Source organism: Stenotrophomonas sp. 10N36, assembly GCF_056395005.1.
Genome location: NZ_JBFTIS010000006.1, coordinates 34,574 through 58,495, shown reverse-complemented (window position 1 = coordinate 58,495; position 23,922 = coordinate 34,574). Strand labels below are relative to the sequence as shown.

General features: G+C 69.0%; 20 protein-coding genes. 8 read left to right on the top strand and 12 right to left on the bottom strand.

Annotated features, from left to right (window positions below; translation table 11 throughout):
• The first annotated feature begins 73 nt into the window (after nt 1–73).
• A complete protein-coding gene (locus tag AC1DCJ_RS08165) occupies nt 74–394 on the top strand; it encodes an I78 family peptidase inhibitor (RefSeq protein ID WP_141058275.1) in 321 nt (106 codons plus the stop codon).
• Between the two features lie 60 nt (nt 395–454).
• Here the strand turns inward: AC1DCJ_RS08165 and AC1DCJ_RS08160 are convergent, their stop codons facing one another.
• Both AC1DCJ_RS08160 and AC1DCJ_RS08155 read right to left on the bottom strand, forming a co-directional pair.
• Nucleotides 455–2,251: a M56 family metallopeptidase gene (locus tag AC1DCJ_RS08160; RefSeq protein WP_478070647.1), complete on the bottom strand. Its 1,797-nt coding sequence runs from the start codon at nt 2,249–2,251 to the stop codon at nt 455–457.
• A gap of 3 nt (nt 2,252–2,254) precedes the next feature.
• Nucleotides 2,255–2,641 (bottom strand): BlaI/MecI/CopY family transcriptional regulator, encoded by a 387-nt coding sequence (locus tag AC1DCJ_RS08155; RefSeq protein ID WP_038691382.1) that lies wholly within the window; start codon nt 2,639–2,641, stop codon nt 2,255–2,257.
• Between the two features lie 202 nt (nt 2,642–2,843).
• On the opposite strand from AC1DCJ_RS08155, the gene AC1DCJ_RS08150 reads away from it, so the two are divergent.
• Nucleotides 2,844–3,989 carry a serine hydrolase domain-containing protein gene (locus AC1DCJ_RS08150; protein WP_478070646.1) on the top strand — a complete coding sequence of 382 codons (1,146 nt, stop codon included), beginning with the start codon at nt 2,844–2,846 and terminating at the stop codon, nt 3,987–3,989.
• Here the strand turns inward: AC1DCJ_RS08150 and AC1DCJ_RS08145 are convergent.
• Together AC1DCJ_RS08145 and AC1DCJ_RS08140 are read right to left on the bottom strand one after the other, a co-directional pair.
• Entirely contained in the window at nt 3,926–4,321 is a 396-nt protein-coding gene (locus AC1DCJ_RS08145) for a hypothetical protein (protein WP_478070645.1), read from the bottom strand. The genes AC1DCJ_RS08150 and AC1DCJ_RS08145 overlap by 64 nt on opposite strands.
• A gap of 96 nt (nt 4,322–4,417) precedes the next feature.
• Nucleotides 4,418–5,527 carry an SDR family oxidoreductase gene (locus AC1DCJ_RS08140; protein ID WP_478070644.1) on the bottom strand — a complete coding sequence of 370 codons (1,110 nt, stop codon included), beginning with the start codon at nt 5,525–5,527 and terminating at the stop codon, nt 4,418–4,420.
• Nucleotides 5,528–5,685: 158 nt separating this feature from the next.
• Here AC1DCJ_RS08140 and AC1DCJ_RS08135 point away from each other — a divergent pair, with 158 nt between their 5' ends.
• Nucleotides 5,686–6,027: a hypothetical protein gene (locus tag AC1DCJ_RS08135; RefSeq protein WP_128097639.1), complete on the top strand. Its 342-nt coding sequence runs from the start codon at nt 5,686–5,688 to the stop codon at nt 6,025–6,027.
• A gap of 9 nt (nt 6,028–6,036) precedes the next feature.
• On the opposite strand, the gene AC1DCJ_RS08130 is transcribed toward AC1DCJ_RS08135, so the two are convergent.
• Nucleotides 6,037–7,101, bottom strand: a complete 1,065-nt coding sequence (locus tag AC1DCJ_RS08130; protein ID WP_314404011.1) for a DNA topoisomerase IB — start codon at nt 7,099–7,101, stop codon at nt 6,037–6,039.
• 136 nt (nt 7,102–7,237) lie between these two features.
• Between AC1DCJ_RS08130 and AC1DCJ_RS08125 the strand changes: the two genes are divergently transcribed.
• From AC1DCJ_RS08125 to AC1DCJ_RS08115, 3 genes are all read left to right on the top strand, one after another.
• The gene (locus tag AC1DCJ_RS08125) at nt 7,238–7,639 is read left to right on the top strand and encodes an I78 family peptidase inhibitor (protein WP_137191416.1); all 402 of its coding nucleotides are present in this window, start codon (nt 7,238–7,240) and stop codon (nt 7,637–7,639) included.
• Nucleotides 7,640–7,816: 177 nt separating this feature from the next.
• Nucleotides 7,817–12,271, top strand: coding sequence for a glutamate synthase large subunit (gene gltB / locus AC1DCJ_RS08120; RefSeq protein ID WP_478070643.1), 4,455 nt, complete (start codon nt 7,817–7,819; stop codon nt 12,269–12,271).
• Between the two features lie 125 nt (nt 12,272–12,396).
• A complete protein-coding gene (locus AC1DCJ_RS08115; RefSeq protein ID WP_478070642.1) occupies nt 12,397–13,842 on the top strand; it encodes an FAD-dependent oxidoreductase in 1,446 nt (481 codons plus the stop codon).
• Nucleotides 13,843–13,944: 102 nt separating this feature from the next.
• Here AC1DCJ_RS08115 and AC1DCJ_RS08110 read toward each other — a convergent pair whose 3' ends face one another.
• Nucleotides 13,945–14,235, bottom strand: coding sequence for a hypothetical protein (locus AC1DCJ_RS08110; protein ID WP_137191419.1), 291 nt, complete (start codon nt 14,233–14,235; stop codon nt 13,945–13,947).
• Nucleotides 14,236–14,403: 168 nt separating this feature from the next.
• Between AC1DCJ_RS08110 and AC1DCJ_RS08105 the strand changes: the two genes are divergently transcribed.
• Nucleotides 14,404–15,276, top strand: coding sequence for a methylglyoxal synthase (locus tag AC1DCJ_RS08105; protein ID WP_478070641.1), 873 nt, complete (start codon nt 14,404–14,406; stop codon nt 15,274–15,276).
• 210 nt (nt 15,277–15,486) lie between these two features.
• Here AC1DCJ_RS08105 and AC1DCJ_RS08100 read toward each other — a convergent pair whose 3' ends face one another.
• The 3 genes from AC1DCJ_RS08100 to ttcA all read right to left on the bottom strand — a co-directional run bounded on the left by AC1DCJ_RS08100 (nt 15,487) and on the right by ttcA (nt 18,393).
• Nucleotides 15,487–16,275, bottom strand: a complete 789-nt coding sequence (locus tag AC1DCJ_RS08100) for a M48 family metallopeptidase (RefSeq protein ID WP_137191421.1) — start codon at nt 16,273–16,275, stop codon at nt 15,487–15,489.
• A gap of 251 nt (nt 16,276–16,526) precedes the next feature.
• Nucleotides 16,527–17,432, bottom strand: a complete 906-nt coding sequence (locus tag AC1DCJ_RS08095) for a recombination-associated protein RdgC (RefSeq protein ID WP_038691402.1) — start codon at nt 17,430–17,432, stop codon at nt 16,527–16,529.
• A gap of 46 nt (nt 17,433–17,478) precedes the next feature.
• On the bottom strand, nt 17,479–18,393 hold the full coding sequence (ttcA, locus tag AC1DCJ_RS08090; RefSeq protein WP_478070640.1) for a tRNA 2-thiocytidine(32) synthetase TtcA: 915 nt from the start codon (nt 18,391–18,393) through the stop codon (nt 17,479–17,481).
• Nucleotides 18,394–18,489: 96 nt separating this feature from the next.
• Here ttcA and AC1DCJ_RS08085 point away from each other — a divergent pair, with 96 nt between their 5' ends.
• On the top strand, nt 18,490–18,693 hold the full coding sequence (locus tag AC1DCJ_RS08085; protein WP_038691406.1) for a YdcH family protein: 204 nt from the start codon (nt 18,490–18,492) through the stop codon (nt 18,691–18,693).
• 302 nt (nt 18,694–18,995) lie between these two features.
• On the opposite strand, the gene plsB is transcribed toward AC1DCJ_RS08085, so the two are convergent.
• From plsB to AC1DCJ_RS08070, 3 genes are all read right to left on the bottom strand, one after another.
• Nucleotides 18,996–21,698: a glycerol-3-phosphate 1-O-acyltransferase PlsB gene (plsB, locus tag AC1DCJ_RS08080; protein WP_478070639.1), complete on the bottom strand. Its 2,703-nt coding sequence runs from the start codon at nt 21,696–21,698 to the stop codon at nt 18,996–18,998.
• Nucleotides 21,698–22,675: a hypothetical protein gene (locus AC1DCJ_RS08075; RefSeq protein ID WP_141059609.1), complete on the bottom strand. Its 978-nt coding sequence runs from the start codon at nt 22,673–22,675 to the stop codon at nt 21,698–21,700. Before AC1DCJ_RS08075 ends, plsB begins: the two co-directional genes overlap by 1 nt.
• A gap of 232 nt (nt 22,676–22,907) precedes the next feature.
• The gene (locus AC1DCJ_RS08070) at nt 22,908–23,732 is read right to left on the bottom strand and encodes a S1 family peptidase (RefSeq protein ID WP_478070638.1); all 825 of its coding nucleotides are present in this window, start codon (nt 23,730–23,732) and stop codon (nt 22,908–22,910) included.
• Nucleotides 23,733–23,922: the final 190 nt, after the last annotated feature.

Here is a 23,922-nt window from a genome sequence, read left to right as displayed (position 1 = left end):
CGGTGGGCTTTTGACGCGGTGTGAAGCACGCGCCCACCACACTGCTCCCTACTGACCCCGGGAGGAGTACCGCATGCGCCTTGCCCTGTTGTTGACCCTAGGTTGTGCGTTGCCGCTGGCCGCCTGCAGCCAGCCGCCGAAAACCAACGCCCCCACGTCCGAACCCATGGCCGCCGGTGCCGACAGTGCCGCCCGCTGCGATGCGGAGAAGTTGAATGGCCTGGTGGGCCAGACCGCCAGCGAGGCGGTGGTTGCCAAGGCGGTCAAGGACAGCGGCGCCCGCCATGCGCGCGTGCTCAAGCCGGGCATGGCCATGACCATGGATTACCGCGAAGACCGCGTCAGCATCGAAGTGGACGAACAGAACAAGATCGTCCGCGCCAACTGCGGTTGATCGCGTGCGCCGATGAAGGTGGCGGCCTGCGTCGCTGCGCAGGCCGCCGTTCCCGTCCAGTCAGTCGCGCAGGCGCTCGGCCTTGCCGCTGGACAATGCCTGGTCGATCGCCGCGCGCACGTCACGTGCGGCGCGGGCCGAGGCCAGGCTCTGCTGCTGCGCCAGGCGCGCCTGCTCGCGGCCAAGTTCGGCCTGTTCGCGGGCCACCCGGGCGAGCTGCTGCGCATCCACGGCCTTGGCGGAGGCCTTGCGCGCCTGACGTGCCGCCTGGTTGGCCTCGGCGGCCGCATCCAGGGTGGCGTGCTGCGCGGCCGCGTGGGTCACTGCATCAACATCCAGATGCGCCATGACGTCGGCGGTGACCTGCATGCTCACCTTGGCCATCTGCTCGCCGATCTCCGATTGGCGATCGCCCAGGTCCGCCTGGGCGTCCCCCAGCGCGGCCACTTCGCTCTGGCTGCGTCCCAGCTGGCGCAGCACGGCCGGATCGCGGATCAGGTAGCGGGCCTGCCCGCGCCGAACCCACAGCACCGGTTCGCCGTCGCGGGCATCGCGCCGCGCCTGCTTGAGGTCGGCCAGCGAGGCATTCACGAAGTTGTCGCCGTCCCCCATCAGCACGAAGGCCTGCGTCGGTTGCCGGGACAGCGTGAGCTGGCCGTGGGTGACCAGCGGCATGCCATCGTCCAGCGCCTGCGGTGAGGCCGGCGCGCGCGGGGCCTGCGGTGCCATCGGCGGTGCCGGCGCCGCAGGGGCCGTCATCGGTTCCGGGGCCGGCGCAGGGACAGGCGCAGAGGGCGCAGGCGGCGGCTGCGTGGCCGGGGCGCGTGGTGCAGCCGGCGGCGGCGGCGGTGGCGCAACCGCCGCCACCAGCCGCAGCGGCGCCACACCGACCAGCACGAACACCGCGGTGATCGCCACGGCCGCCATGCGCGGGAACCGGCGGGTCTGCTGCAGGCTAAGCAGGCGACGCTTGAGGCTGCGGAAGTTCGGCGACGCACTGGCCACACCCACCGCCGGGCGCGGGGCCACACCCAGCTGCACCAGCAGCCGGCCGTAGTCGTGCCGGCAGTGACCATGCCCGGCCACCACCGCACCATCGCAGGCTTCTTCGCGGGCCAGCGCATATTCGCGGGCGGCCAGATGCACCAGCGGATGGAAGAAGAACAGGTGCTGCGCCAACGCAGGCAGCAAGCCCCACCACAGGTCGCGGCGCTGCAGGTGCACCAGCTCGTGGGTCAGCGCCATGTCCAGGTCATCGGCCGCCATCGCCGGCAGTTCGCGCGCCGGCAGCAGCAGCACCGGGGCCCACGGTCCGATCAGCTGCGGCGAGCGGATCTGCGCGGAGATCTTCAAGGCGGGCGCGCGGCGCAGGCCGTGTGCTTCGGCCGCCAGCTGCAATGCGTCCTGCAGCGAGGCATCGGTGCACTCCACTGCATCGCGTACCAGCGCGCGGCTGTGGCGATAGCCACGCAGGCTGTGCAGCAGCATCACCAGCACACCCGCCGCCCACATCGCCAGCAGCACGGCAGGCCACGACCACAGCACCGAGGCCGGCGCCGCCATCGCAACCGTGTCGGCGGCCGCAGGTGCCACCGCAACGGCGGTGTCCATGGCAGGCAGCGCGATCACCTGCGTGGTCTGCGCCGCGGGTGCGGGCAACACCGCCAGCTCCAGCGGACTGCTCCAGACCAGGCCCAGTACCGCCTGCAGGGCCACCAGCCACCACAAACGCACCCGCGTGGACGGCGGCAGGCCCGGCAGCAGTCGGCACACGCCCCACACCAGGCCCACCAGCACCGCGCTCTGCACGCTGGTCCAGCCCAGCCGCACCAGCAGTTCCATCATCAGCGTCTCCATGGCTCAGCCCTCCCGCTTGCGTGACTGCAACTGCGCGACCAGCGCTTCCAGCTCGGCCAGTTCCTGGTCGCTGACCTCGGCCTTGTGCGACATGAAGGCCACGAACGGCGATACCGAGCCCTGCAGGGTCTTTTCCACGAAGCTGGCCACCGCGCCCTGCACCACGCTGTCCTGGCCGCTGGTGGCCGCATAGCGGTACACGCCCTGCACCTGCTTGCGCTGCAGGTAGGCCTTGCCGCGCAGGCGTTCCATCATGGTCAGCACGGTCGAGCGGGCCAGCCCGCGCTCTTCGCCAAACCCCGCCGCCACTTCACCGACGGTGGCGCCGCCCTGCTCTGCTACGTACTGCAACAGGGCCAGTTCCTGGTCCCCGATGGTTTTGCCGCGCATGACACTCTCCGATGACTACACGTGTCGTCACCGTGCCAGTGACTACAACTGTCGTCAAGTGCCGGACGGCGCGCGCCGACGAACGGTCGCCTGCGCGCCGGTTAAACCTTTTCGCCCGGGGCCGCATCCAAGCCTGCGAGCCCGGACTGTCCGCCGCTCCACCGGCGCGCGGCGACCGGTGCACCCGCCCAAGGAAAGCTGCATGCGTTTCAGTGCCCTCCGCACCCCCGTCCTGTTGGCCGCGCTCGCAGTGCCCTTGGCGTGTTTCGCCGCTCCTTCCACCGCTTGGGATCCCGCCAACGCGCAGGCGCGCCGGTTCGTGCAGGACACGATGCAGGCCCGGCGCATTCCGGGCCTGCAGATCGCAGTCGTCAAGGACGGCCAGCTGGTGTTGTCCGAGGCCTATGGACTGGCCAATGTCGAGAACGGCGTGGCCGCCACGCGCGACACGCGTTTCCCGCTCAACTCGGCCACCAAGTCCTTTACCGGGGTCGCGATGGCGCAGCTGGCCCAGGCCGGGCGCGTGGATCTGCAGGCACCGGTGTCGCGCTACCTCGATGATCTGCCGCCGGCGTGGGGCAAGGTGCAGGTGCGCCAGCTGCTCGCCCATACCTCCGGCCTGCCGGACATCCTCGATGCGCAGGGCCTGCTGGGCGGCAGCACCGAAGAGCAGGCGTGGACGCAGGTGACCGCCCTGCCGGTGGAAGCAGCGCCAGGGGAGCGTTTCCGGTACAACCAGACCAACTACGTGCTGCTGGCGCGGATCATCGCCAGGCAGGCCGGCATGCCGTATCCGCAGTACATGGCCCGGCATCAGTTCGACGTGGTGGGCATGCCACGCACCACCTTCGGCGACAGTTACGACTTGGTCGCCGACGCGGCCACCATCTACAGCTGGTTTCCCCGCAGGACCGACGCCGCCGATGCACCGCAACGGCTGTCGCACTGGTTCTACGACCTGTCGCCGGGACTGTGGGCCGGTGCGGGCATGCTCACCACCGCCGACGAGGTGGGCCGCTGGATCATCGCGCTGTCGCAGGGGCAGCTGCTCAAGACCACGGGCGTGCGCCGCATGTGGACGCCCGAACGCCTGAACAATGGTGAGCCCGGCGCCTGGTCAGCCGGCTGGCCGATCATGGGCACCACACCCGACCTGCAGGTCGGTGGCATGGGCGGCGCACGCGCGGCGTTCATCGTCTATCCCGAACGCCGCCTGGCGGTAGTCGTGTTGACCAACCTGGTTGGTGCCAACCCGCAGGACTTCATCGCCCCGATCGCCGCGTTCTACGGCGCTGCGCCCGCCACCGATGCCAGGCGGCCATCGACGAAGCGCACGGCAACCCCGTAGGTCCGCGTCGGTGAGGTGAACTGGAGGGTCAGCGCCTGGCGCTGCCGCGTGCAGGAACTGCGCAGGCCCAGAAAGCCCGAGCGCGCACCGATTTGAGCATTGATCTGCTGTACCTGTTCCGGCGGCAGCGCCACGTCGTTTACCGTGAACGCAGTCACCGGCGCGGCCTGCCCCGCCTCCACGGTGATGTCGAAGCGACTGTCACCGCAGTGCAGCTGGTGGCGGGAGACGTAGTGCGTGGCCGTCACACCGTCCTCGGTGGTTATCGACGTCAGCGGCGCGGCAGCCACGCCCGCCAGCAGCAGTCCTAACCCGATTGCGGCGACCCCCATCGTTGCGCTCCTTGTCCATGTCCGTCCCACTCCACCCACCGGCGGCTGACGCGGCGTAGATCGCGCGCGTCAGCCTGCGGTGCTACCGCGCCGCGCTCAGCCGCGCGGCCCGCCCATCACCGGCAGGATCACCCCGCTGATATAGCTGGCGGTCACCGGCGAGGCAAGGAACACATACGCCGGGGACAACTCCTCCGGCTGCGCCGGGCGGCCCATGTCGCTGTCGTTGCCGAACTCGGCCACGTCGGCGGACTGTTTGTCGGCCGGGTTGAGCGGTGTCCAGACCGGGCCCGGCGCCACCGCGTTGACCCGGATCCCGCGCGGCAGCAGTTGGCTGGCCAGCGCCTTGGTAAAGGCATGGATGGCGCCCTTGGTGGCCGAGTAGTCGATCAGGGCCTTGCTGCCGAACAACCCCGTCTCCGACCCGGTGTTGATGATGCAGTCGCCTTCCTGCAGGTGCGGCAGCACCGCGCGGGCCATCTGGATGTAGCCGCCAATGTTGGTCTGCAGGGTCTCCTGCAGGTGCGCGTCCTCGAGGTCTTCCAGGCGCTCGCAATGCAGCTGGAAGGCGGCATTGTTGACCAGGATGTCGATCCCGCCGAAGGCCTTGGCCACCTGCTTGACCGCCTTGTTGCAGAACGCGGGATCGCGCACATCGCCGGCGATCACCAGGCAGCGACCGCCCTCGGCTTCCACATGCTGGCGCGTGACCTTGGCGTCGGCCGCTTCGTCCAGGTGCAGCACCGCCACGTCGGCGCCTTCGCGGGCAAACAGCACGGCCACCGCGCGGCCGATGCCCGAATCGGCGCCGGTGATGATCGCGCGCTTGCCGGCGAGCTTGCCGCTGCCCTTGTAGTCAGGGGCAAGGAAGCGCGGCGCCAGCGCCAGTTCGTGCTCATTGCCCGGCTTGGCGATCTGCTGCGCCGGCATCGTCTCCGGCTGCTTGCGCGCGCCGGCCTGGGTGGCCTTCTTGGTCGCCTTCTTCGCCACCTGCTTCTTGGCGGCCTGCTTGGCCACGCGTGCATCCTTGGCCTTCTCCTGATCCTGCAGGCGACGCTGGCGCGCGGCCACGCGGGCGGCGCGCGGATCCTTCGCTGCCGCCTTGCGGGTGGCGGTCTTCACCACGGGCGTGCGCTCAGCCTGGGGTTTGGCGGCCTTGTCGGCGGCGGCGGGCGAGGTGGGCGTGCGAGTCTTGCGGGTGGCCATCTGCGGCTCCTTTGCGAAAGCGTTCAAGTGCACAGGCAGTGTGGCCAACCGCGCGGCCACGCAAAGTGAGTGCGATGTGGGCAATCCGTGCAGGCTTCATCCGCCGCATACGCGTGCCGGGGCACGCTGCAGGCCGGAAAACCTGCTGGAGTCACCCCATGTACCGCACCCTTTTCGCCGCGGCCGCCCTGGCCACCCTTTCTGCCTGCAGCAGCACCCCGGTGGCGCAGGTGCAACCCATCGACGGCGTGATCTCCGGCCAGTGCCATGTGGACAAAGTGCGCGGTGCGGTGGGCCTGGCCGCATCGGCGGCCACCATCGAGCGTGCCCGCGTGGACAGCGACAGCCTGCAGGTGAACGTGGTGCGCGGGCAGCGCGCCGAGAGCGGCCCCACCGCCAGTGGTGCGGCCAACCCCACTCCGGGCGCGGAAACCGGCGGCGAGCGTTTGACCATCGAAACCGGCCGCACCAACAACATCACCGCGCTCTACTGCGGCTGATCGACCCGCTCAGGCCGCCCGCGCGCGCTTGACCGTGCGCCGTGCGGCCTTGAGCACCTTCAATGTGGCCTGCTCCCACTGCCGCTCGCCGCGCAGGCCTGCCAGCGCCTTCAGCGAGCCGGCGCGCCAGCCGTCGAACACGCACGGATCGATGTAGGACTTTCTGCACACCGACGGCGTATTGCCCAGCAGGGTCGCCACCTCGCACACCACCTGCTTCTGCAACCCCGCAAGCGCACGTTCGCTGGACGGTTCGGGCAGCTCGGTGACGGCCAACTGGCGGATGGCTTCCAGCGTCCCGCCCCAGGTGCGGAAGTCCTTGGCACTGAAATCCTCGCCCATCGCGTCGTGCAGGTAGTCGTTGACCATGCCCGAATCCACCGGCTGCACCGCCCCCGCATCATCGCGGTACTGGAACAGCGCCTGCCCGGGCAGCTGCTGGCAGCCGCGGATCAACGTCACCAGGCGGCGGTCATCCACGTCCACCTCATGCGCCTGCCCGGACTTGCCGCGGAAGCGCATCTGCGCGCGCCCGCCCTTGACCAGCGCCAGGTGCCGGTTGCGCAGCGTGGTCAGCCCGTAGGACCGGTTGTCGCGCGCGTAAACCTCATTGCCCACGCGCACCAGCGTCTGCGCCAGCAGCGCCACCACGATGGCCAGCACCTTGTCGCGCGGGAAGCCGGGCAGCTTCAGGTCGCGCCGCAGGCGGCGGCGCAGCACCGGCAGTGCAGTGCCGAAGGCGATGATGCGGTCGAACTTGCCGTCGCCGCGCACCCGCGCCCAGTCGGCGTGGTAGCGGTACTGCTTGCGCCCGCGCGCGTCCCGCCCGGTGGCCTGCAGGTGGCCATTGGGCAGCGCGCAGATCCACACGTCGGTGTAGGCCGGCGGAATCGCCAGCGCGCGGATCCGGTCCAGGGTAGCGGCATCGCGCACCGCCGCGCCATCGGCGTCGCGGTAGCTGAAGCCCTTGCCGGCACGGCGCCGCTGCAGGCCCGGCATTTCATCGCTGACATAGCGCAGGCCGGCCTCGCGGGCGGCGGCGACTTCGGGGGTAACGCGACGACTGGGGCTCATCGGAGGCGGCGGCGGTAAGGGCCTGCAGTGATACCCGGTACCGGTGCGAGGGCGCGTCAATAACACAACACGAACACCTCACGCCCCGCTTGGCGATATCCTCCAAGGTTTCCCTGGTTCGATGTCTGGAGTCTCGATGCCGTCCTTGTCGTTCCGCCGCCTGCGGCGTTCCATTGGCCTTGTGGCCGTCATTCCCGCCCTGCTCGTACTGGCCGCCTGCCAGGCGCCGCCCATGGACGAGCAGGAAGCCGTGGGCACCCATGCCCAGAAGGCGGCCGAAGCCGCCGCGGCCCCGACCGATGAAACAGGCAAGGCGCTGGAAGCGCCGCCGGTCGGCACCTGTGATGCCACCCAGGTGCAGAGCCTGGTCGGCCAGGCCTATACCGACAAAATCGGCAGCCAGGCCCAGCAGGATGCCAGCGCCAAGCAGCTGCGGGTGCTCAAGCCCAACGACATGACCACCATGGAGTTCGTCGGTGAACGACTGAACATCGAAGTGGACGAAAAGGGCGCCATCAGCGGCCTGCGCTGCGGCTGAACAGGGACGCCTGGAACCTTGGTTCCAGGCGGTTTTTGAAGGGGTTTGGTTGCGCCTGCAACCGTGTATTGCGGCGTTGCAGCAACTGTGATCTAGTCGAGTCATCCGGTGCCTCCAGATGCGCTCAACGGATTGAGCGGGGACGAGTGTCGCCGCTCACCCGACATTGAGGCAGAGATGGCCCCCCGCAACCGCCAAGGGCTTTACGACCCGCAAGATGAGCGCGATGCCTGTGGTTTCGGCATGGTTGCCCAGCTCGACGACCAGCCGTCCCGACTGCTGGTGGACACCGCCATTGCGGCACTTTCGCGCATGACCCACCGCGGTGGCGTGGCCGCCGATGGCATCACCGGCGACGGCTGCGGCCTGCTGCTGCGCCGCCCCGACGTGTTCCTCAAAGCGCTTGCCGCCGAAGCCGGGCTCAGCCTGGGGGCGCGTTTCGCTGCCGGCGTGGTGTTCCTGCCGCACGACGAAGCGGCCGCCCAGACCTGCCGCGACACCCTGGAACAGCAGCTGCGCGATGCCGGCTGTCGACCGGTCGGTTGGCGCCTGGTACCCACCGACTCCAGCGTGTGCGGGCAACTGGCGCGCGACACCCTGCCGCGCATCGAACAGGTGTTCGTGGATGCCGGTGCAGAGCAGGACGAGGCCACCTTCACCCTGGCCCTGTTCCTGGCCCGCCGCCGCAGCGAACAGCAGCTGCGCGAGCACGCCGATTACTACGTCACCACGCTCAGCCCGAATGCGATCAGCTACAAGGGCATGGTGCTGCCGGACAAGCTGAGCCGCTTCTACGTGGATCTGCAGCGCAACGATCTGGCCTCCAGCGCCATCGTGTTCCACCAGCGCTTCTCCACCAACACGCTGCCGCGCTGGCCGCTGGCGCATCCGTTCCGGATGCTCGCCCACAACGGCGAGATCAACACCATCGAGGGCAACCGCCGCTGGGCGCAGGCGCGCAGCAAGGTGTGGAAGACCCCGCGCTTCGACATCGGCGAGTTCGACCCGGTGATCTCCATGCATGGCTCGGATTCCCAGAGCCTGGACAACATGCTGGAGCTGATGGTCAGCGCCGGCATGGACCTGATCCAGGCACTGCGCATCCTGGTGCCGCCGGCGACCCAGTCGCTGGAGTTCAAGGACCCCGACCTGGCCGCGTTCTACGAGTTCTACGGCCTCAACAGCGAGCCGTGGGACGGCCCGGCCGGCATCGTGGCCTGCGACGGGCGCTATGCCGCCTGCACGCTGGACCGCAACGGCCTGCGCCCGGCGCGCTGGATGCTCACCTCCGACCGTCATTTCCTGGTCGCCTCCGAAGCGGGCGTGTGGGAAGTGCCGGCCGAGCGCGTGGTGCGCAAGGGCAAGCTGGGGCCGGGCGAGATGATGGCCATCGACCTCAAGCGCGGTGACCTGCTCGACTCGGATGCCATCGACCGCATCAACCGCGGCCGCGCGCCGTACAAGCAGTGGCTGCAGCAGGGCGTGACCTACCTGCAGACCGAGCTGATCGATCCCTCGCTGGTCGAGGAACCGTTCGACGAGCGCACCCTGCGCAGCTACCACAAGCTGTTCCAGCTGAGCACCGAAGAGGTCGAGCAGATCCTGCGGCCGCTGGCCGAAACCGAGCAGGAAGCCACCGGCTCGATGGGCGATGACACGCCCATGGCCGTGCTCAGCCAGCACAGTCGTCCGCTTTACGACTACTTCCGCCAGGCGTTCGCGCAGGTCACCAACCCGCCGATCGACCCGCTGCGCGAAGACTGCGTCATGTCGCTGACCACCCAGCTCGGCAAGGAGACCAACATCTTCCATGCCGGCGCGGAGACGGTGAACCACGTCATCCTCAATTCGCCGGTGCTCAGTCAGCGCAAGCTGCGCCAGCTGATCAAGATGGAGCAGTACGTCGAGAAGAACCGCCTGATCGACCTGTCCTACAGCCTGGACGAAGGTCTGAAGGCGGGCATCGAGCGCATCTGCGCCGAGGCCGAGGCGGCTGCCCGCGAGGGCATCGTGATGCTGCTGCTGAGCGACCGCTACCCGGTCGCCGACCGGCCGATGGTGCATGCGTTGCTGGCCACCAGCGCGGTCCACCACCACCTGTCCAACGCCGGGCTGCGCTGCGACGTCAACCTGATCCTGGAAACCGGCACCGCGCGCGACGCGCACCACATGGCCTGCCTGCTCGGCTTCGGTGCCACCGCGGTGTATCCGTACCTGGCCTACCAGACCCTGTTCGACCTGGGCCGGCGCGGCATCCTGCAGCTGAGCAAGGGCGGCGAGCAGTCGCAGATCGGCCGCCGCTACCGCAAGGGCATCTACAAGGGCCTGTCCAAGATCATCTCCAAGATGGGCATCTGCACCGTGGCCAGTTACCGCGGCGCGCAGCTGTTCGAGATCGTCGGCCTCGATGACGAGGTGGTCGACCTGTGCTTCCCCGACACCGCCTCGCGCGTGGCCGGCGTGGGCTTTGCACGCCTGGACGACGAAGCCCGCGAACTCACCGTGCGTGCCTGGAACGACCTGCTGCGCCCGGACGTGGGCGGCGTGCTGAAGTACGTGCACGGCGGCGAATACCACATGTACAACCCGGACGTGGTCATGACCCTGCAGCGTGCCGCGCGCAGTGGTGATGCCGCGGACTGGCAGCGCTACTGCGAGGCCGTGCACGGCCGCCCGGTGTCGGCGCTGCGCGACCTGCTGCAGCTCAAGGCAGCGCCCACGCCCACCCCGCTGGACGAGGTGGCCCCTGCCGAAGACCTGTTCCGTCGCTTCGACACCGCCGCCATCAGCCTGGGTGCGTTGTCGCCCGAAGCGCACGAAGCGCTGGCTATCGCCATGAACCGGCTCGGTGGGCGCAGCAACTCCGGTGAAGGCGGCGAAGACCCGGTGCGCTACGGCACCGAGAAGCGCAGCAAGATCAAGCAGGTGGCCTCGGGCCGCTTCGGCGTCACCGCCGAGTACCTGGTCAACGCCGAAGTGCTGCAGATCAAGGTCGCCCAGGGCGCCAAGCCCGGCGAAGGCGGCCAGCTGCCCGGCCACAAGGTCAACGAACTGATCGCCCGGCTGCGCTATGCCAAGCCGGGCATCGGCCTGATCTCGCCGCCGCCGCACCACGACATCTACTCCATCGAAGACCTGGCCCAGCTGATCTACGACCTCAAGCAGGTCAACCCCGACGCGCTGGTGTCGGTGAAGCTGGTCAGCCATGCCGGCGTGGGCACCATTGCCGCCGGTGTGGTGAAGGCCGGCGCCGACCTGATCACCGTGTCCGGCCATGACGGCGGCACCGGTGCCAGCCCGGTCAGCTCGATCCGCTATGCGGGCGTGCCGTGGGAACTGGGCGTGGCCGAATCGCACCAGGCGCTGGTGGCCAACGATCTGCGCGGGCGCACCCTGCTGCAGACCGATGGCGGCCTGAAGACCGGCCTGGACGTGATCAAGGCCGCGCTGCTGGGCGCGGACAGCTTCGGCTTCGGCACCGCGCCGATGATCGTGCTGGGCTGCAAGTACCTGCGCATCTGCCACCTCAACAACTGCGCCACCGGCGTGGCCACCCAGGACGAGCGCCTGCGCGCGCAGTACTTCACCGGCCTGCCCGAGCGCGTGGAGAACTTCTTCCGCCTGCTGGCCGAGGAAGTGCGGGGCTGGCTGTCCTACCTGGGCGTGCGCTCGCTGGACGAGATCGTTGGCCGCACCGACCTGCTGCAGCAGCTGGAAGTAGCGCCGCGCCCCGGGGTCAAGGTCGACCTGTCGCGCCTGCTCAATCCGGCCCGGTACGAAGGCAGCCACTGCGCCGCGCAGCGCCTGTACGAATCGCCGGACAGCCTGGCCACGCAGATGGACGGCCTGCTGGCCCCGGCCATTGCCGGCAAGCTCGGCGGCGAACACCGCTTCCTGATCCACAACACCGACCGCTCGATCGGCACCCGCCTGTCTGGTGCGATCGCCCGCGTGCACGGCAACCAGGGCATGAGCGACGCACCGCTGACCCTGCGGTTCCGCGGTACCGCCGGGCAGAGTTTCGGGGCGTTCAACGTGGGTGGCCTGCAGCTGGAGGTCGAAGGCGAAGCCAACGACTACGTCGGCAAGGGCATGGCCGGCGGCCGCCTGGTGGTGCGCCCGCCGCGTGGGGCGCGCTTCGAAGCCCGCAACACCGCGATCATCGGCAACACCTGCCTGTACGGCGCCACCGGCGGCGAGTTGTTCGCGGCCGGGCGTGCCGGCGAGCGCTTCGGCGTGCGCAACTCCGGGGCGCTGGCGGTGATCGAAGGCGCCGGTGACCACTGCTGCGAATACATGACCGACGGCATCGTGCTGGTGCTGGGCAAGGTGGGCCTGAACTTCGGTGCCGGCTTCACCGGCGGCCTGGCCTACGTGCTGGATATCGACCGTGACTTCGTGGACCGTTACAACCACGAGCTCATCGACATCCACCGCATCTCCGCCGAAGGCTTCGAGAACCATCGCCAGCACCTGCATACGCTGATCAGCCGCCACCGCGAACTGACCGGCAGCATCTGGGCGCAGCAGATCCTCGACGAGTTCCGCGATTACGTAGGCAAGTTCTGGCTGGTCAAACCCAAGGCCGCCAGCATCGAATCGCTCACCGACTCGCTGCGCCGCGCCGCCTGACCCATCCACGTAGTGCCGGCCGCTGGCCGGCAACCCAAAAATCGTAGTGCCGGGCTCTGCCCGGCAACCCGAACATTCCGTAGCGCCGGGCTCTGCCCGGCGACCGAACAACGCAGGGCCCACCCATGAGCCGCAAGCAAGCCTTCCAGTTCCTCGACCTGCCCCGGACCATGCCGCAGCGCATTCCCGTCGAACTGCGCACGTCCGGCGACTGGGGCGAGCTGTACGGCAAGTTCGGCAAGGAAGACGCCCAGTTCCAGGCCGGCCGCTGCCTGGACTGCGGCAACCCGTACTGCAGCTGGAAGTGCCCGGTGCACAACGCCATCCCGCAGTGGCTGCAGCTGGTGCAGGAAAACCGCATCCACGAAGCGGCCACGCTTTGCCACTCCACCAACCCGCTGCCGGAAGTGTGCGGCCGGGTGTGCCCGCAGGACCGCCTGTGCGAAGGCAGCTGCACGCTGGAAGAGTTCGGCGCGGTCACCATCGGCGCCGTCGAGAAGTACATCGTGGACACCGCGCTGGCCACCGGCTGGCGCCCGGACATGACCGCCGTGGAGCCCACCGGCAAGCGCGTGGCGGTGATCGGCGCCGGCCCGGCCGGGCTGGCCTGCGCCGACAAGCTGGCGCATGCCGGCATCCAGGCGGTGGTGTATGACCGCTACGAACAGATCGGCGGGCTGCTGCAGTTCGGCATCCCCAGCTTCAAGCTCGACAAGGCGGTGATCAGCCGCCGCCGCAACGTGCTCGAAGGCATGGGCGTGCAGTTCCGGCTGGGCGTGGAGATCGGCCGCGACGTCAGCGTGGACCAGCTGCTGGCCGAGTACGACGCGGTGTTCGTCGGTACCGGCGCCTACCGCTATACCGACGGCGGGCTGCTCGGCCAGGACCTGAAGGGCGTGCTCCCGGCGCTGCCGTTCCTGGTGCAGAACAGCCGCATCGTCGGCGGCAGCGACGCGCACGGCCGGCCGATTGCCGGCTGGGAAGACCAGATCGCCCTGCCCGACCTGGAGGGCAAGCGCGTGGTGGTGCTGGGCGGTGGCGACACCGGCATGGACTGCGTGCGCAGCGCGGTGCGCCTGGGCGCGGCCAAGGTGACCTGTGCCTACCGCCGCGACGAAGCCAACATGCCCGGCTCCGCGCGCGAAGTGGCCAATGCGCGCGAGGAAGGCGTGCGCTTCCTGTTCAACCGCCAGCCGCTGTCCATTGAAGCCGGCGCGGACGACGAGGTGATCGGGGTGATGGTGGTGGAAACCCGCCTGGACGACCCCGACGCGCAGGGCCGCCGCAACGCGGTGCCGATCGAAGGCAGCGAATCGCTGCTGGAAGCGGACGTGGTGATCATCGCCTTCGGCTTCTCGCCCAGCACCCCGGTGTGGTTGACCGAGCGTGGCGTGGAAGCCGGCCACAACGGCCGCATCATCGCCGGTGGCAAGGACCGCCTGCCGTTCCAGACCGCGCACCCGCGCCTGTTCGCCGGCGGCGATGCCGTGCGCGGTGCCGACCTGGTGGTGACTGCCGTGGCCGAAGGCCGCGATGCGGCGGCCAGCATCGCGCAGCTGCTGGCGGTGTAACGCAGGACCGATGCAGCGGCCGCGCTGCGCGCGGTTGCCGAACGTGGCCCGGCAGGCCACGAAATGCGCGGCGCCGTAGAGCCGGGCTCTGCCCGGCTGCCCTTACGCCGCCTTCGACAACGGCGCGGCCGCGCGCACCCCGGCCCGCTCGATCTCCAGCGCCAGCAGCAGTTCAATTTCATCCAGCTGGTCGCGGATACGTCCATTGCTGGCGTCATCGGCATGGTCGTTGTCGATGTGCGCGTCGAGCATGCGTGCCAGCCCTGCCAGCAGCACGTCGGCATCGCCGCTGGCGGCATGCCGCAGCAGCCGGCCCAGCGCGCGGATGCGGGCACTGCGGTCGGCAGCTAGGGACTGGACCGACATGTCCTTGGGAACCGGGGAGAGAGCCATGGCGGGTTTTCCTGATTGACTGACGACCTCCACTGTCGGTTATGGCCCGCTGCCGGGCTATGCAACTAATACGAAAATGCGTGAAGACGCGTGCCCGGGTTCGCAGTTCCGCAGCACGGGAAGCGACATAGAATGCCGATTGCCCCACCTCCCTACCGGATGATCCCCATGCGTATCGGCCTGGCCGCCAACCGCCTGCACCACCACGACAAGCACGCCGCCCTGTTCCGCTGGCTGCGCGCCTGCGACGGTGGCCTGCGCGAGCTGGGCGTGGAGCTGCATGCGGTCGGGCGCACCTTCGATGCGATCCAGCGGCTGGGCTTCCTGCCCGATTTCACCCCGCTGCAGCGCTATCCCAACGGGCGCGAGGGCGGCCTGATGAAGCTGGTGGCCGAAGTGGTCGGCATGGGCTCGCCCGAGCGCACCCTGGACGGCGCGATCTACCTGATGGACCCGGTGGACCCCTCGTCGATCTTCCCCGAGGCCACCGCGCTCAAGCGCCAGTGCGTGATCCACGGCAAGCCGTTCATTTCCACCGTGGCCACCGCGCGCGACTGGGTGGAAGTGGAGCGCGTGCACGCCGGGCTGGCCCCCGATCCGGGCGCCGACGACCTGCATGCGTTCGAACGGCAGACCCTGGCCCTGATTGCGCACGACGCCATGAAGCCGGCCATCCTGGCCTTTGCCGACGAGCACTTCGACCTGCTCTCACGCTTCGCCCACCGCGTGGGCACCGGCACCACCGGCCAGCGCCTCAACGAGCTGGCCTGGAGCCGCGGCTGGCCGCAGGACCGGCCATGGGTGCAGCGCTACCAGAGCGGCCCGATGGGCGGCGACGCGCAGATCGCCGACCGCGTGCTGGAAGGCCACTGCCAGCGCGCGATCTTCTTCGAAGACCCGCACGTGGCGCGCCAGCACGAGGCCGACATCCAGCTGCTGGAACGCGCCGTCACCACCGTCACCGACCAGGCCGTGTGCATCACCGCCCCCCGCGTGGCCGCCCGCTGGGCCCAGGCCGCCACCGCCCGCGCCCCCCGGTAGGTACCGACCGTTGGTCGGTACGCCAAACACCGGTGAACCGATGGTCGGTCGATACGCCACACACCGGTAGGTACCGACCGTTGGTCGGTACGCCAAACACCGGTGAACCGACGGTCGGCCGATGCGCCACACACCGGTAGGTACCGACCGTTGGTCGGTACGCCAGGATCGCGGGGTTGGATGTCATGCGCAGCCGACCAACGGTCGGCTCTACGGGGTGGGGGTCAGCAGCTGCCGCAGCATGGCCTTCAACCGCCGTCCTTCGGCCTGGAAATAATCGCGCTCCTGCCGCCACGCCGGGAAACGCTGTTCCACCTCGGCCCAGAAGGCCGGCGAATGGTTGGCCTGGATCAGGTGGCAGAGCTCGTGCACCAGCACGTATTCGAAGGCCGATGACCGGCCCAGTACCAGCGCCAGGTCCAGGGCCATGCTGCCGTCAGGCGCCAGCGAGCCCCATTGCGAGGACATCACCTTCAAGCGCAGCCGTGCCGGTGCGCGCGGCAGCGCGGGCAGGTAGCGTGGCAGCCACTGACCCACATCGGCACGGGTCTGTGCTTCGTAGAATTCGCGCAGGGTGCGGCGCAGCGTGGCGTCGGTACCGCGCGCCGGCCAGTGCAGGCAGGCGCCCTCGCCATCCACGCGCATGTGCGCGAAGCGACCGCTTTCCCACCGCAACGGCAGCAACGCACCGCGCAACGGCAGCACGCCGGGCTCGCCGATCACCAGCGGCGGCGGCAGGTTCTGCGCCTGGTAGCTGCGCAGCTGCGTGGACAACCAGTCACGGTGTAGTTCGAGAAAACGCTCGCCCATCACCAGGCTGGCCCGCGGCGGCAGCGTCAGGCGCACGCCCCGCTCATCGACGCTGAGCTTGATCCGGCGCGCGCGCGGATCGCGCACGCGCAGCACGTCGATCTCGGCATCTTCCAGCCGCAGTCGAACCGTGTCGCGCTGCAGGGTGGGGGCAGCCGGCGAAATAAGGCGGCGGAGGAATCCGGACATGGGTACAGCATAGCGCCGGCAGTGACCGGCGCATGACTGCGCGCTGTTCAGGGCGCTGCCGGGTACCCAGGACGTAGAGCGGGGCTCTGCCCCGCTGCCTTTCCGGTCGGGTGCCACGTGCGTGAAGCAGCGGGGCAGAGCCCCGCTCTACCGGGTCTGGTACCGGGCGGAAGCAGCGGGGCAGAGCCCCGCTTTACCTGGTGCTTGAAGCAGCGGGGCAGAGCCCCGCTCTACGCGATGGCGCCGGTGGCTCAGTCGGCCTTGCTGAGCTTGAAGGCTTCTTCCAGCAGCAGGAACAGCCGCCGTACTTCGCCGCTCTGCAGGGCGAAACGGGCGTCCAGTTCGGCGCGGCGGCCGTCGTCGTCGGCGTGTTCGAGCTGGTCCAGCGCGCCGTCCAGGAACTTCAGCTTGCGCACGATCAGGTCGTCGCCCAGCACGAAGGACAGGTTGTCCTCGAACACCAGCGCCAGCTTGGTCACCTGCTTGCCGGCATCCAGGTGCTTGTCGATCTCGTCGCAGCGCAGTTCCTGGTGCTGGCACTTGACCACCGCACCGCCCTCGGCCGGGTCCTTCATCTCGCACTCTTCGCCCAGGCTCAGCCCGGTGGGCAGTTCCTCACCGGCAATCCAGCCGGTCAGGATCGAGCGCGGGGCTACTTCGGCGTTGAGCGGCATCGCCGGGAAGCTGCCGAGCAGGCCACGGATGTCGGACATCACGTTCTCGCCGGTCTTGCGGCTGGAACTGTCCACCGCCACGTAGCCGTGGGTCAGGTCGATCAGCGCGTCGGTGCGCGAGCTCTTCACGAAGGCGCGCGGCATCAGTTCGTGCAGCAGGTCGTCCTTGAGGCGCTTGCGCTCGCGGCCGCCTGGCTTGCGCCCTTCCTTCTCCTCGATCTCCTCGAGCTTGCGCGCCAGCAGGTCGTTGACCACCGCGCCCGGCAGGATCTTGTCCTCGCCGCCCACGGTGAGCCACAGCGCATCGCCGATGCGGTGCGAGAACACGGTCTTTTCCTCGCGGCCGAACGGCGAGATGAAGCCACGCGAATTCATTTCAAGCGGACCCACCGGCTTGAGCAGCACCTGCGGCAGCAGGGTGTCTACTTCGGAAAAATCGGTGGCGGTCGGGAAGCGGAACAGCGTCAGGTTGCGAAAGAACATGGAAGTCCGAAGTAGGTCGTGAAGGGAAGGCGGGGCGGTGGGCGGCTCAGGCCGGCCCGCGCGCGCCGCCGATGTCGGGGGTGGCGTCGGTCCAGGCCGACGGCGGGGACGGCACGGCGGTGGCCGGGCTGCGGGCCAGCGCCATGAAATCGAACAGGGCCGGGTCGGCCAGCTGCGACGGCTCCACAGTGCCCAGCGCGCGGGCGATCTGGTCGATGCGGCCGGGGTGCTGCTGCTCCCACTGCTGCAACATCTGGCCCACCTGGCGGCGTTGCAGGTTGTCCTGGCTGCCACACAGGTTGCACGGAATGATCGGGAACGCGCGGGCCTGCGCATACGCGCGGATGTCGTCCTCGGCCACGTAGGCCAGCGGGCGGATCACCACGTGCTGGCCGTCGTCGCTGCGCAGCTTGGGCGGCATGGCCGACAGCTTGGCGTGGTGGAACAGGTTGAGGAAAAAGGTGGCCACGCTGTCATCGCGATGGTGGCCCAGGGCGATCTTGCTGAAGCCGTTTTCCGCCGCGTGGCGGTACAACGCGCCGCGCCGCAGCCGCGAGCATAGCGAACACATCGTGCGCCCTTCCGGAATCACCCGGCTGACCACCGAATAGGTGTCCTGCTCGATGATCTGGTAGGCCACGCCGATCGATTCCAGGTACTGCGGCAACACGTGCGCGGGGAAGTCCGGCTGCTTCTGGTCCAGGTTGACCGCCACCAGCTCGAAGCGCACCGGCGCCTTCTTCTGCAGCTGCAGCAGCACGTCCAGCAGGGTGTAACTGTCCTTGCCGCCGGACAGGCACACCATCACCTTGTCGCCGTCGGCGATCATGCCGAAGTCGGCAATGGCCTGGCCCACCTGGCGGCGCAGGCGCCGCGCCAGCTTGTCCTGCACGGCGTCGGCCGCGCGCGGATCGCGGGCGCGCGGGACGGGATCGGGCAGGCGGATGACGGCGGAATGCATGGTGTCATTCTACCGGCTGGGGGGCACGCTCACAGGGACCCCGACGTGACTGCGTTCACTCCCGGGCGTCATCGCAGATGTGTATGCTCGACAGCTGTGGATACCCTCACACCCGAGCAGATCAGCGTCCGCCTTGCCGAACTCCGGCAGGAACACCGCGTGCTGGACGAGCAGATCCAGCGCATGGCCGCCAACGGCGAAGACGAACTGGAAGCCAAGCGCCTGAAGCGGCGCAAGCTGCAGCTGAAAGACTGCATCGCCAAGCTGGCGGACATGCTGATCCCGGACGAACCCGCGTAGAGCCGACCGTTGGTCGGCTGCCGTTCGTCCCGATCACCGCGCATGTTCCGGGCGTAGAGCCGACCGTTGGTCGGCTGCCGTCCGTCCCGGCGACATGAACCCTGTCATGCGGCTTTGGACGGTGGTCAACGCCGGACAACCGGTGCACGCCGTGTTGCTTCGTCTCCGGACGCTGTGCCGCGCTTGCGCGCGGGTACCGACCAACGGTCGGTACCTACGAATTGCTGGCGAACGCAATAAGATCCGGATACGTCCGGATGCGTCGGGATACGTCTGGATGCGCCTTGGCGCATCCGCGTCCGTCAATCCGTGCTGACCGGCTCTTCCGGCTTGGCTGCTTCCGGGCTCACCCGTTCGATGGTGTGGCGCAGCTCGCGGCCGAGGATGAACTTGGCGTCCTTGGCCCACGCGTCCAGGCGGTCGTCGAACAGCAGCTTGCTGTTCTCGTCCGGCCACACCAGGCGCAGTTCGCGCAGCTTCTGGATGAAGCCGCGGAACAGGGTGCGATCGAAGAACTCCGGCGCGGCCGGCGCATAAAGCAGGCTCAGGCGCTGGGCGGCCTGCTGGCACAGGCTTTCCAGCTCGGCCGCACCCAGCGTGCCGGGGCCGTTCTTTACCAGCACCGAGATGGCGATGTAATAGCGCTCGAATGCCTGCTGCAGCGAATGGCCGATGGCACGCAGGCGGAACACTTCATCGGTCTGCCCGGTATTGCGCGCCAGGATGCCGCCGTCGTCGTCGTTGACGTTCTGCAGTAGCCCCTCGCGCACGAACACGTTGATGGTCTGCTCGATGCGCTGGGCAAACTCCTCCTCGGTCCACGGCAGGAACAGCTCGGCCTGCAGGAACGGGTACACCGTGCGGCCCAGCTGGACCAGGCCGGTGCGGCTCATGCGGCGGTTGTTCTGGAAGCAACACGCCACCCACGACGACGCGGTGAACAGGTGGATGACGTTGTTGCGGAAGTAGCTGAGCAGCACCGCGGTGTCGCCGCTGACGCTGAGCACGTCGCCCAGCGGGTGCTTGATGCGGGTGAGGACGTTGATTTCCTCGGCGTGGGCGATGATGCGGTCCGGCGAATGCGGGGTCACCGTGACCCGGTCCGAGTACGGCATTTCAACCAGCAGCGTCTTGCACAGCTCGATCTGCGCGATCAGGTCCGCTTCGCCCATCGCGTGCTTGGGCGTGGACAGCAGCGCCAGCGCCAGCAGGTTGATCGGATTGACGTCGGCGGCACCGTTGATGTGCACCTGGATACGTTCGGCCAGGTGGTCGACGGTGCCCGACAGCCACGACGGTTTCTCGTCTTCGCTGACCGGCTGCCCGTTCCAGTCCGGCGCCTGCTGGGCCAGTACGTCGTTGAGCGCGATCGGCTCGCCGAAGTTGACCACCACCTGCCCGTAGTTCTGCTTGAGCACTTTGGGAATGGACCACAGCAGCGACCAGATCGATTCCTTTTCCTTCGGCCGGCCGGACAGTTCGTCCAGGTAGCTGCCGCCTTCCATCAGCTTTTCATAGCCGATGTAGACCGGCTGGAACAGCACCGGCTTGCGCGGCTGGCGCAGGAACGCGCGCAGCGTCATCGAGATCATGCCGCCCTTGGGCTGCAGCAGGCGCCCGGTACGCGAGCGACCGCCTTCGACGAAGTACTCGATCGAATAGCCACCGGCCACCAGCTGGGCCACGTATTCGCTGAGCACCGCCGAGTACAGCGCATTGCCGCGGATCGAGCGGCGGATGAAGAACGCACCGCCCTTGCGCAGCAGCGTGCCGACCACCGGCAGGTTCAGGTTGATGCCGGCCACGATGTGCGGCGGCACGATGCCGCGGTCGTACAGCAGGTAGGACAGCAGCAGGTAGTCCATGTGGCTGCGGTGGCTGGGCACGTAGACCACTTCGTGCCCGGGCGCGGCCGCCTTGAACTTGTCCAGGTGATGCACCAGCACGCCGGCGTAGATACGGTTCCAGACATGGCTGAGCATGAAGCTGGCCGAACGCACCACCGGGCTGGAATAGTCCGCGGCGATTTCCCAGGCGTAGGCGTGCGCCTTCTTCCAGGCATCGGCCGGCTTGGAGTTGTCGCGCTTGGCCTGCGAGGCGATCGCCTCGCGCACGGTGTCCGCGTCCAGCACCTTGTCCACCAGCAGGCGGCGGGTGGACAGGTCCGGCCCGATCACCGACTCGCGGATGCGGCGGAAATGGGTACGCAGCACGCGCTGCAGCTTGCGCACGGTGCGCTCGGGGTCCAGCCCCTCGTCGATCGTGCTGCGCAGCGAGATCGGTGGGGCGAACCGCACGATGGTGCTGCGGCCGTTGAGCAGCACCGCCAGCAGGCGGCGGAAGCGGCCCACCAGCGCCCAGTTTTCCGAGAACAGCACCGCGAACCAGCCGCTCTGCTTGTCCGGGGCGCGGCCGACGAAGATGGACACCGGCACCAGGTGCACGTCCAGCTCATCGCGCGCGCGATGGGCCTGCAGCACCTTGGCCAGCGAATCGGAATGGGTCTTGGCGCCACGCTGCTCGGGAATCAGCGAGTTGCTGCTGCTCCGCCGCGACAGCGCCACGTAGGCGCGCTTGCGCCCGGTGGGGTCGCCGGCGATGGGCACCAGCGGCGACGGCAGGCCGGCCTCGCGGCAGGCCTTGTCCAGGATCAGCGCGTTGGACAACCCGTAGTCTTCCAGCACGTAGACCACCGGGCGGCCGTCGTTGTACTGGCCGGGGTGTTCGGGTTCGATCTTCAGCGACAGCCACGGCTCGACCAGGCGGCCAAGCAGGCGCGCCCACCACGGGCGGCGGCCAACCGGGGCGCGGGTGCCGGGCACGATCGCGGACGGCGCAACGGTGGCCGGGTCGACCTCAGCAGAGGGGGCAACCGTCGCCTGGCCGGGATCGGCCGGGGCGCCGGTGGCGGCCACGCTGTCGGGCGACGCGGACGAAGCGTCCGGGGTCTTGGGCGGCTCTTCGCCGGGGAAAGGCAGGGGATTCTGGTTCGGCATCGGCTTCATTATGGCTTAGCCGGTGCAGAAGCACCGTCCTTGACCTGCGCGGCGGCCTCTGCTTTGGCCGCCTCGGCGGCGTCATGTTCAGCTTGCGCGGCCTGCGCGGCGTCGGCGGCCTGCAGCAGCGCGTCGGCCTGTTCCAGCGTGCGGGCCACGTACCAGTGGCCATCCCGCCGGGTCATGCGCACCTGCGCCTCGATCTGCTCGCCTGCCAACGGGTACTGCACCCGCACCACGGCGTCGTTGCCCAGTTCGGACACCAGTTCGCCGCGCAGGCCGGTCAGGGCCTCATCCAGCAGCAGGCCATAGCTGGCCAGCGCGGTCTTGAATGCCTTGAAGAAGGGCGCCAGGCGGCGCAGCGATTCCTCCATGCCGGCCGCCTGCAGCTGCGCATCGGTGGACAGCCCGGCGGTGCGCGCGGTGGCGGTGAGCAGGGTGATGGTGGTGCGGGCGCGCTGCTTGTCGGTCAACGGCGCGGCCGCCGCCCATTTGCTCAGGGCATCCACGACCTGGCTGTAATGGGCGCGCTGTGCATCGGTGTAGTCGCTCTGGTTGCGCAGATACTGCACGCCGAACAGGCCCATCGAGTGCGCCGCCTGGCGCACGCCGGTGGCCTGGCCGGCAATCTGGGTATCGAAGGAGCGCTGCAGGCGCTGCGGTGCGTCCGGCCGGGACAGCGAGGCCAGCATCGGCAACAGCTGGCCATCCAGCGGCAGCTCGGTGAGCGGCCAGCGGCTGTGCCCCTGCGCCCAGGCGGCCTGCAGGCGCGTGTAGTGGGCCGGCGGTACCGACGCGCGGGCGTAGCCGAGCAGGTCGTTGTCGGCCACATGCCGGGCCAGCTGCTGCAGCGCGGCTACCGGTTCGGCGGCCGGCGCATCCGGATCGATCCGGTCCCGCTTGCAGGCACCGACCAACAGCGCCCCACACAGGACCAAGGCCATTGCCTGCCCCCGGTACTGCCACGACTTGGACGACATGGACATGAATTCGGACTCCCCGGACCGGATCGCATCTTGCGGCCTACGCCCCTGAACCGGCAAGCCACCCACCGGCCAACCCGGCCCAGCGCACTGATATGGAACAGAACGCGACCCGATCGGTGGCGATCAGGATGTCTTCATGCTCGACCATGCCGGACGGCGGCGCCCCTGCGCCGCCCTCCCGCTGCCACGCTGCGTCAGCCAACAGTACAGCGCCACGTATTTCCCGCCCGTGTCAGTCGCCGGTCCAGGTCGCGGCGATGAAGTCCTTGATGTAGCCATCGCCCACCCGCGCGTACACGCCCGGGTAGCCGGCCTGGGCGCAGCCCTGCCCCCAGCTGACCACGCCCAGCACCGCCCAGGCCCCGCGCCGCTGCACCAGCAGCGGGCCGCCCGAGTCGCCCTGGCAGCTGTCGATGCCTTCTTCCCCCGCGCAGATGACCGCCCCCGCCTGCAGCCCGGGATAGGCCTGTCGGCAGGTGCGGAACGGCACGAACGGCGTTTTGACGGTCTGCAGCACCGTGGGGGACGCGGCATCGCCCTCCAGCCCGGTGTTGCCCCAGCCGATCACATCGAACCGGCGCCCGGTTCGGAGGTAGCCGGCGTCGCTGCCCTCCAGCAGCTGCGCCGGGGTGACGTCGGCCAGGGGTTCGCGCAGCTGGATCAGGGCCACATCGTTGACCAGGGTGCTGCGGTCGAACGCCGGATGCACATGGATCGCGCGGATGTTGGACGCCCGGTTGCCGACCGTGGTGTCCAGCGTCGTGGTGCCCCCCAGCACCGCATACCCGCCGGGCTGGGCGCGCTCGACGCAGTGAGCGGCGGTGAGTACCCAGGAGGGGGAAATCAGCGTGCCGCCGCACCAGTGTCGGGCGTGGTCGGAGTCGCCGTAGTCCAGCCGCTGCAGGCTGACCATGAACGGGTACTGCCCGGGCAGCGCGTCTTCGCCGCCGATGATCAGCGGGCGTGTGGGCACCCCGGGCGACGCGGGTGCCGCCTGTGCGGCAAGGGACAGGCCAAGGAAACCGGCGGCCAGGGCCAGTCGGGGGAAGACATGCATGCGGCACCTCCATTGCATTGATGGAAACAGGCCGGGCAGGAATGCACCGGCAGGATCGATTCCATCGCAGGGAGGGGCAGCGGAACGGGTGCGTAATCCCAGTTCACCGGGAGTGCGGCGTTTCCTGATGCGTGGGCGCGGCGTCCGGGAAGGCCGTCGGCGGTGTTCCAGGTCATGCCGGCATCGCATG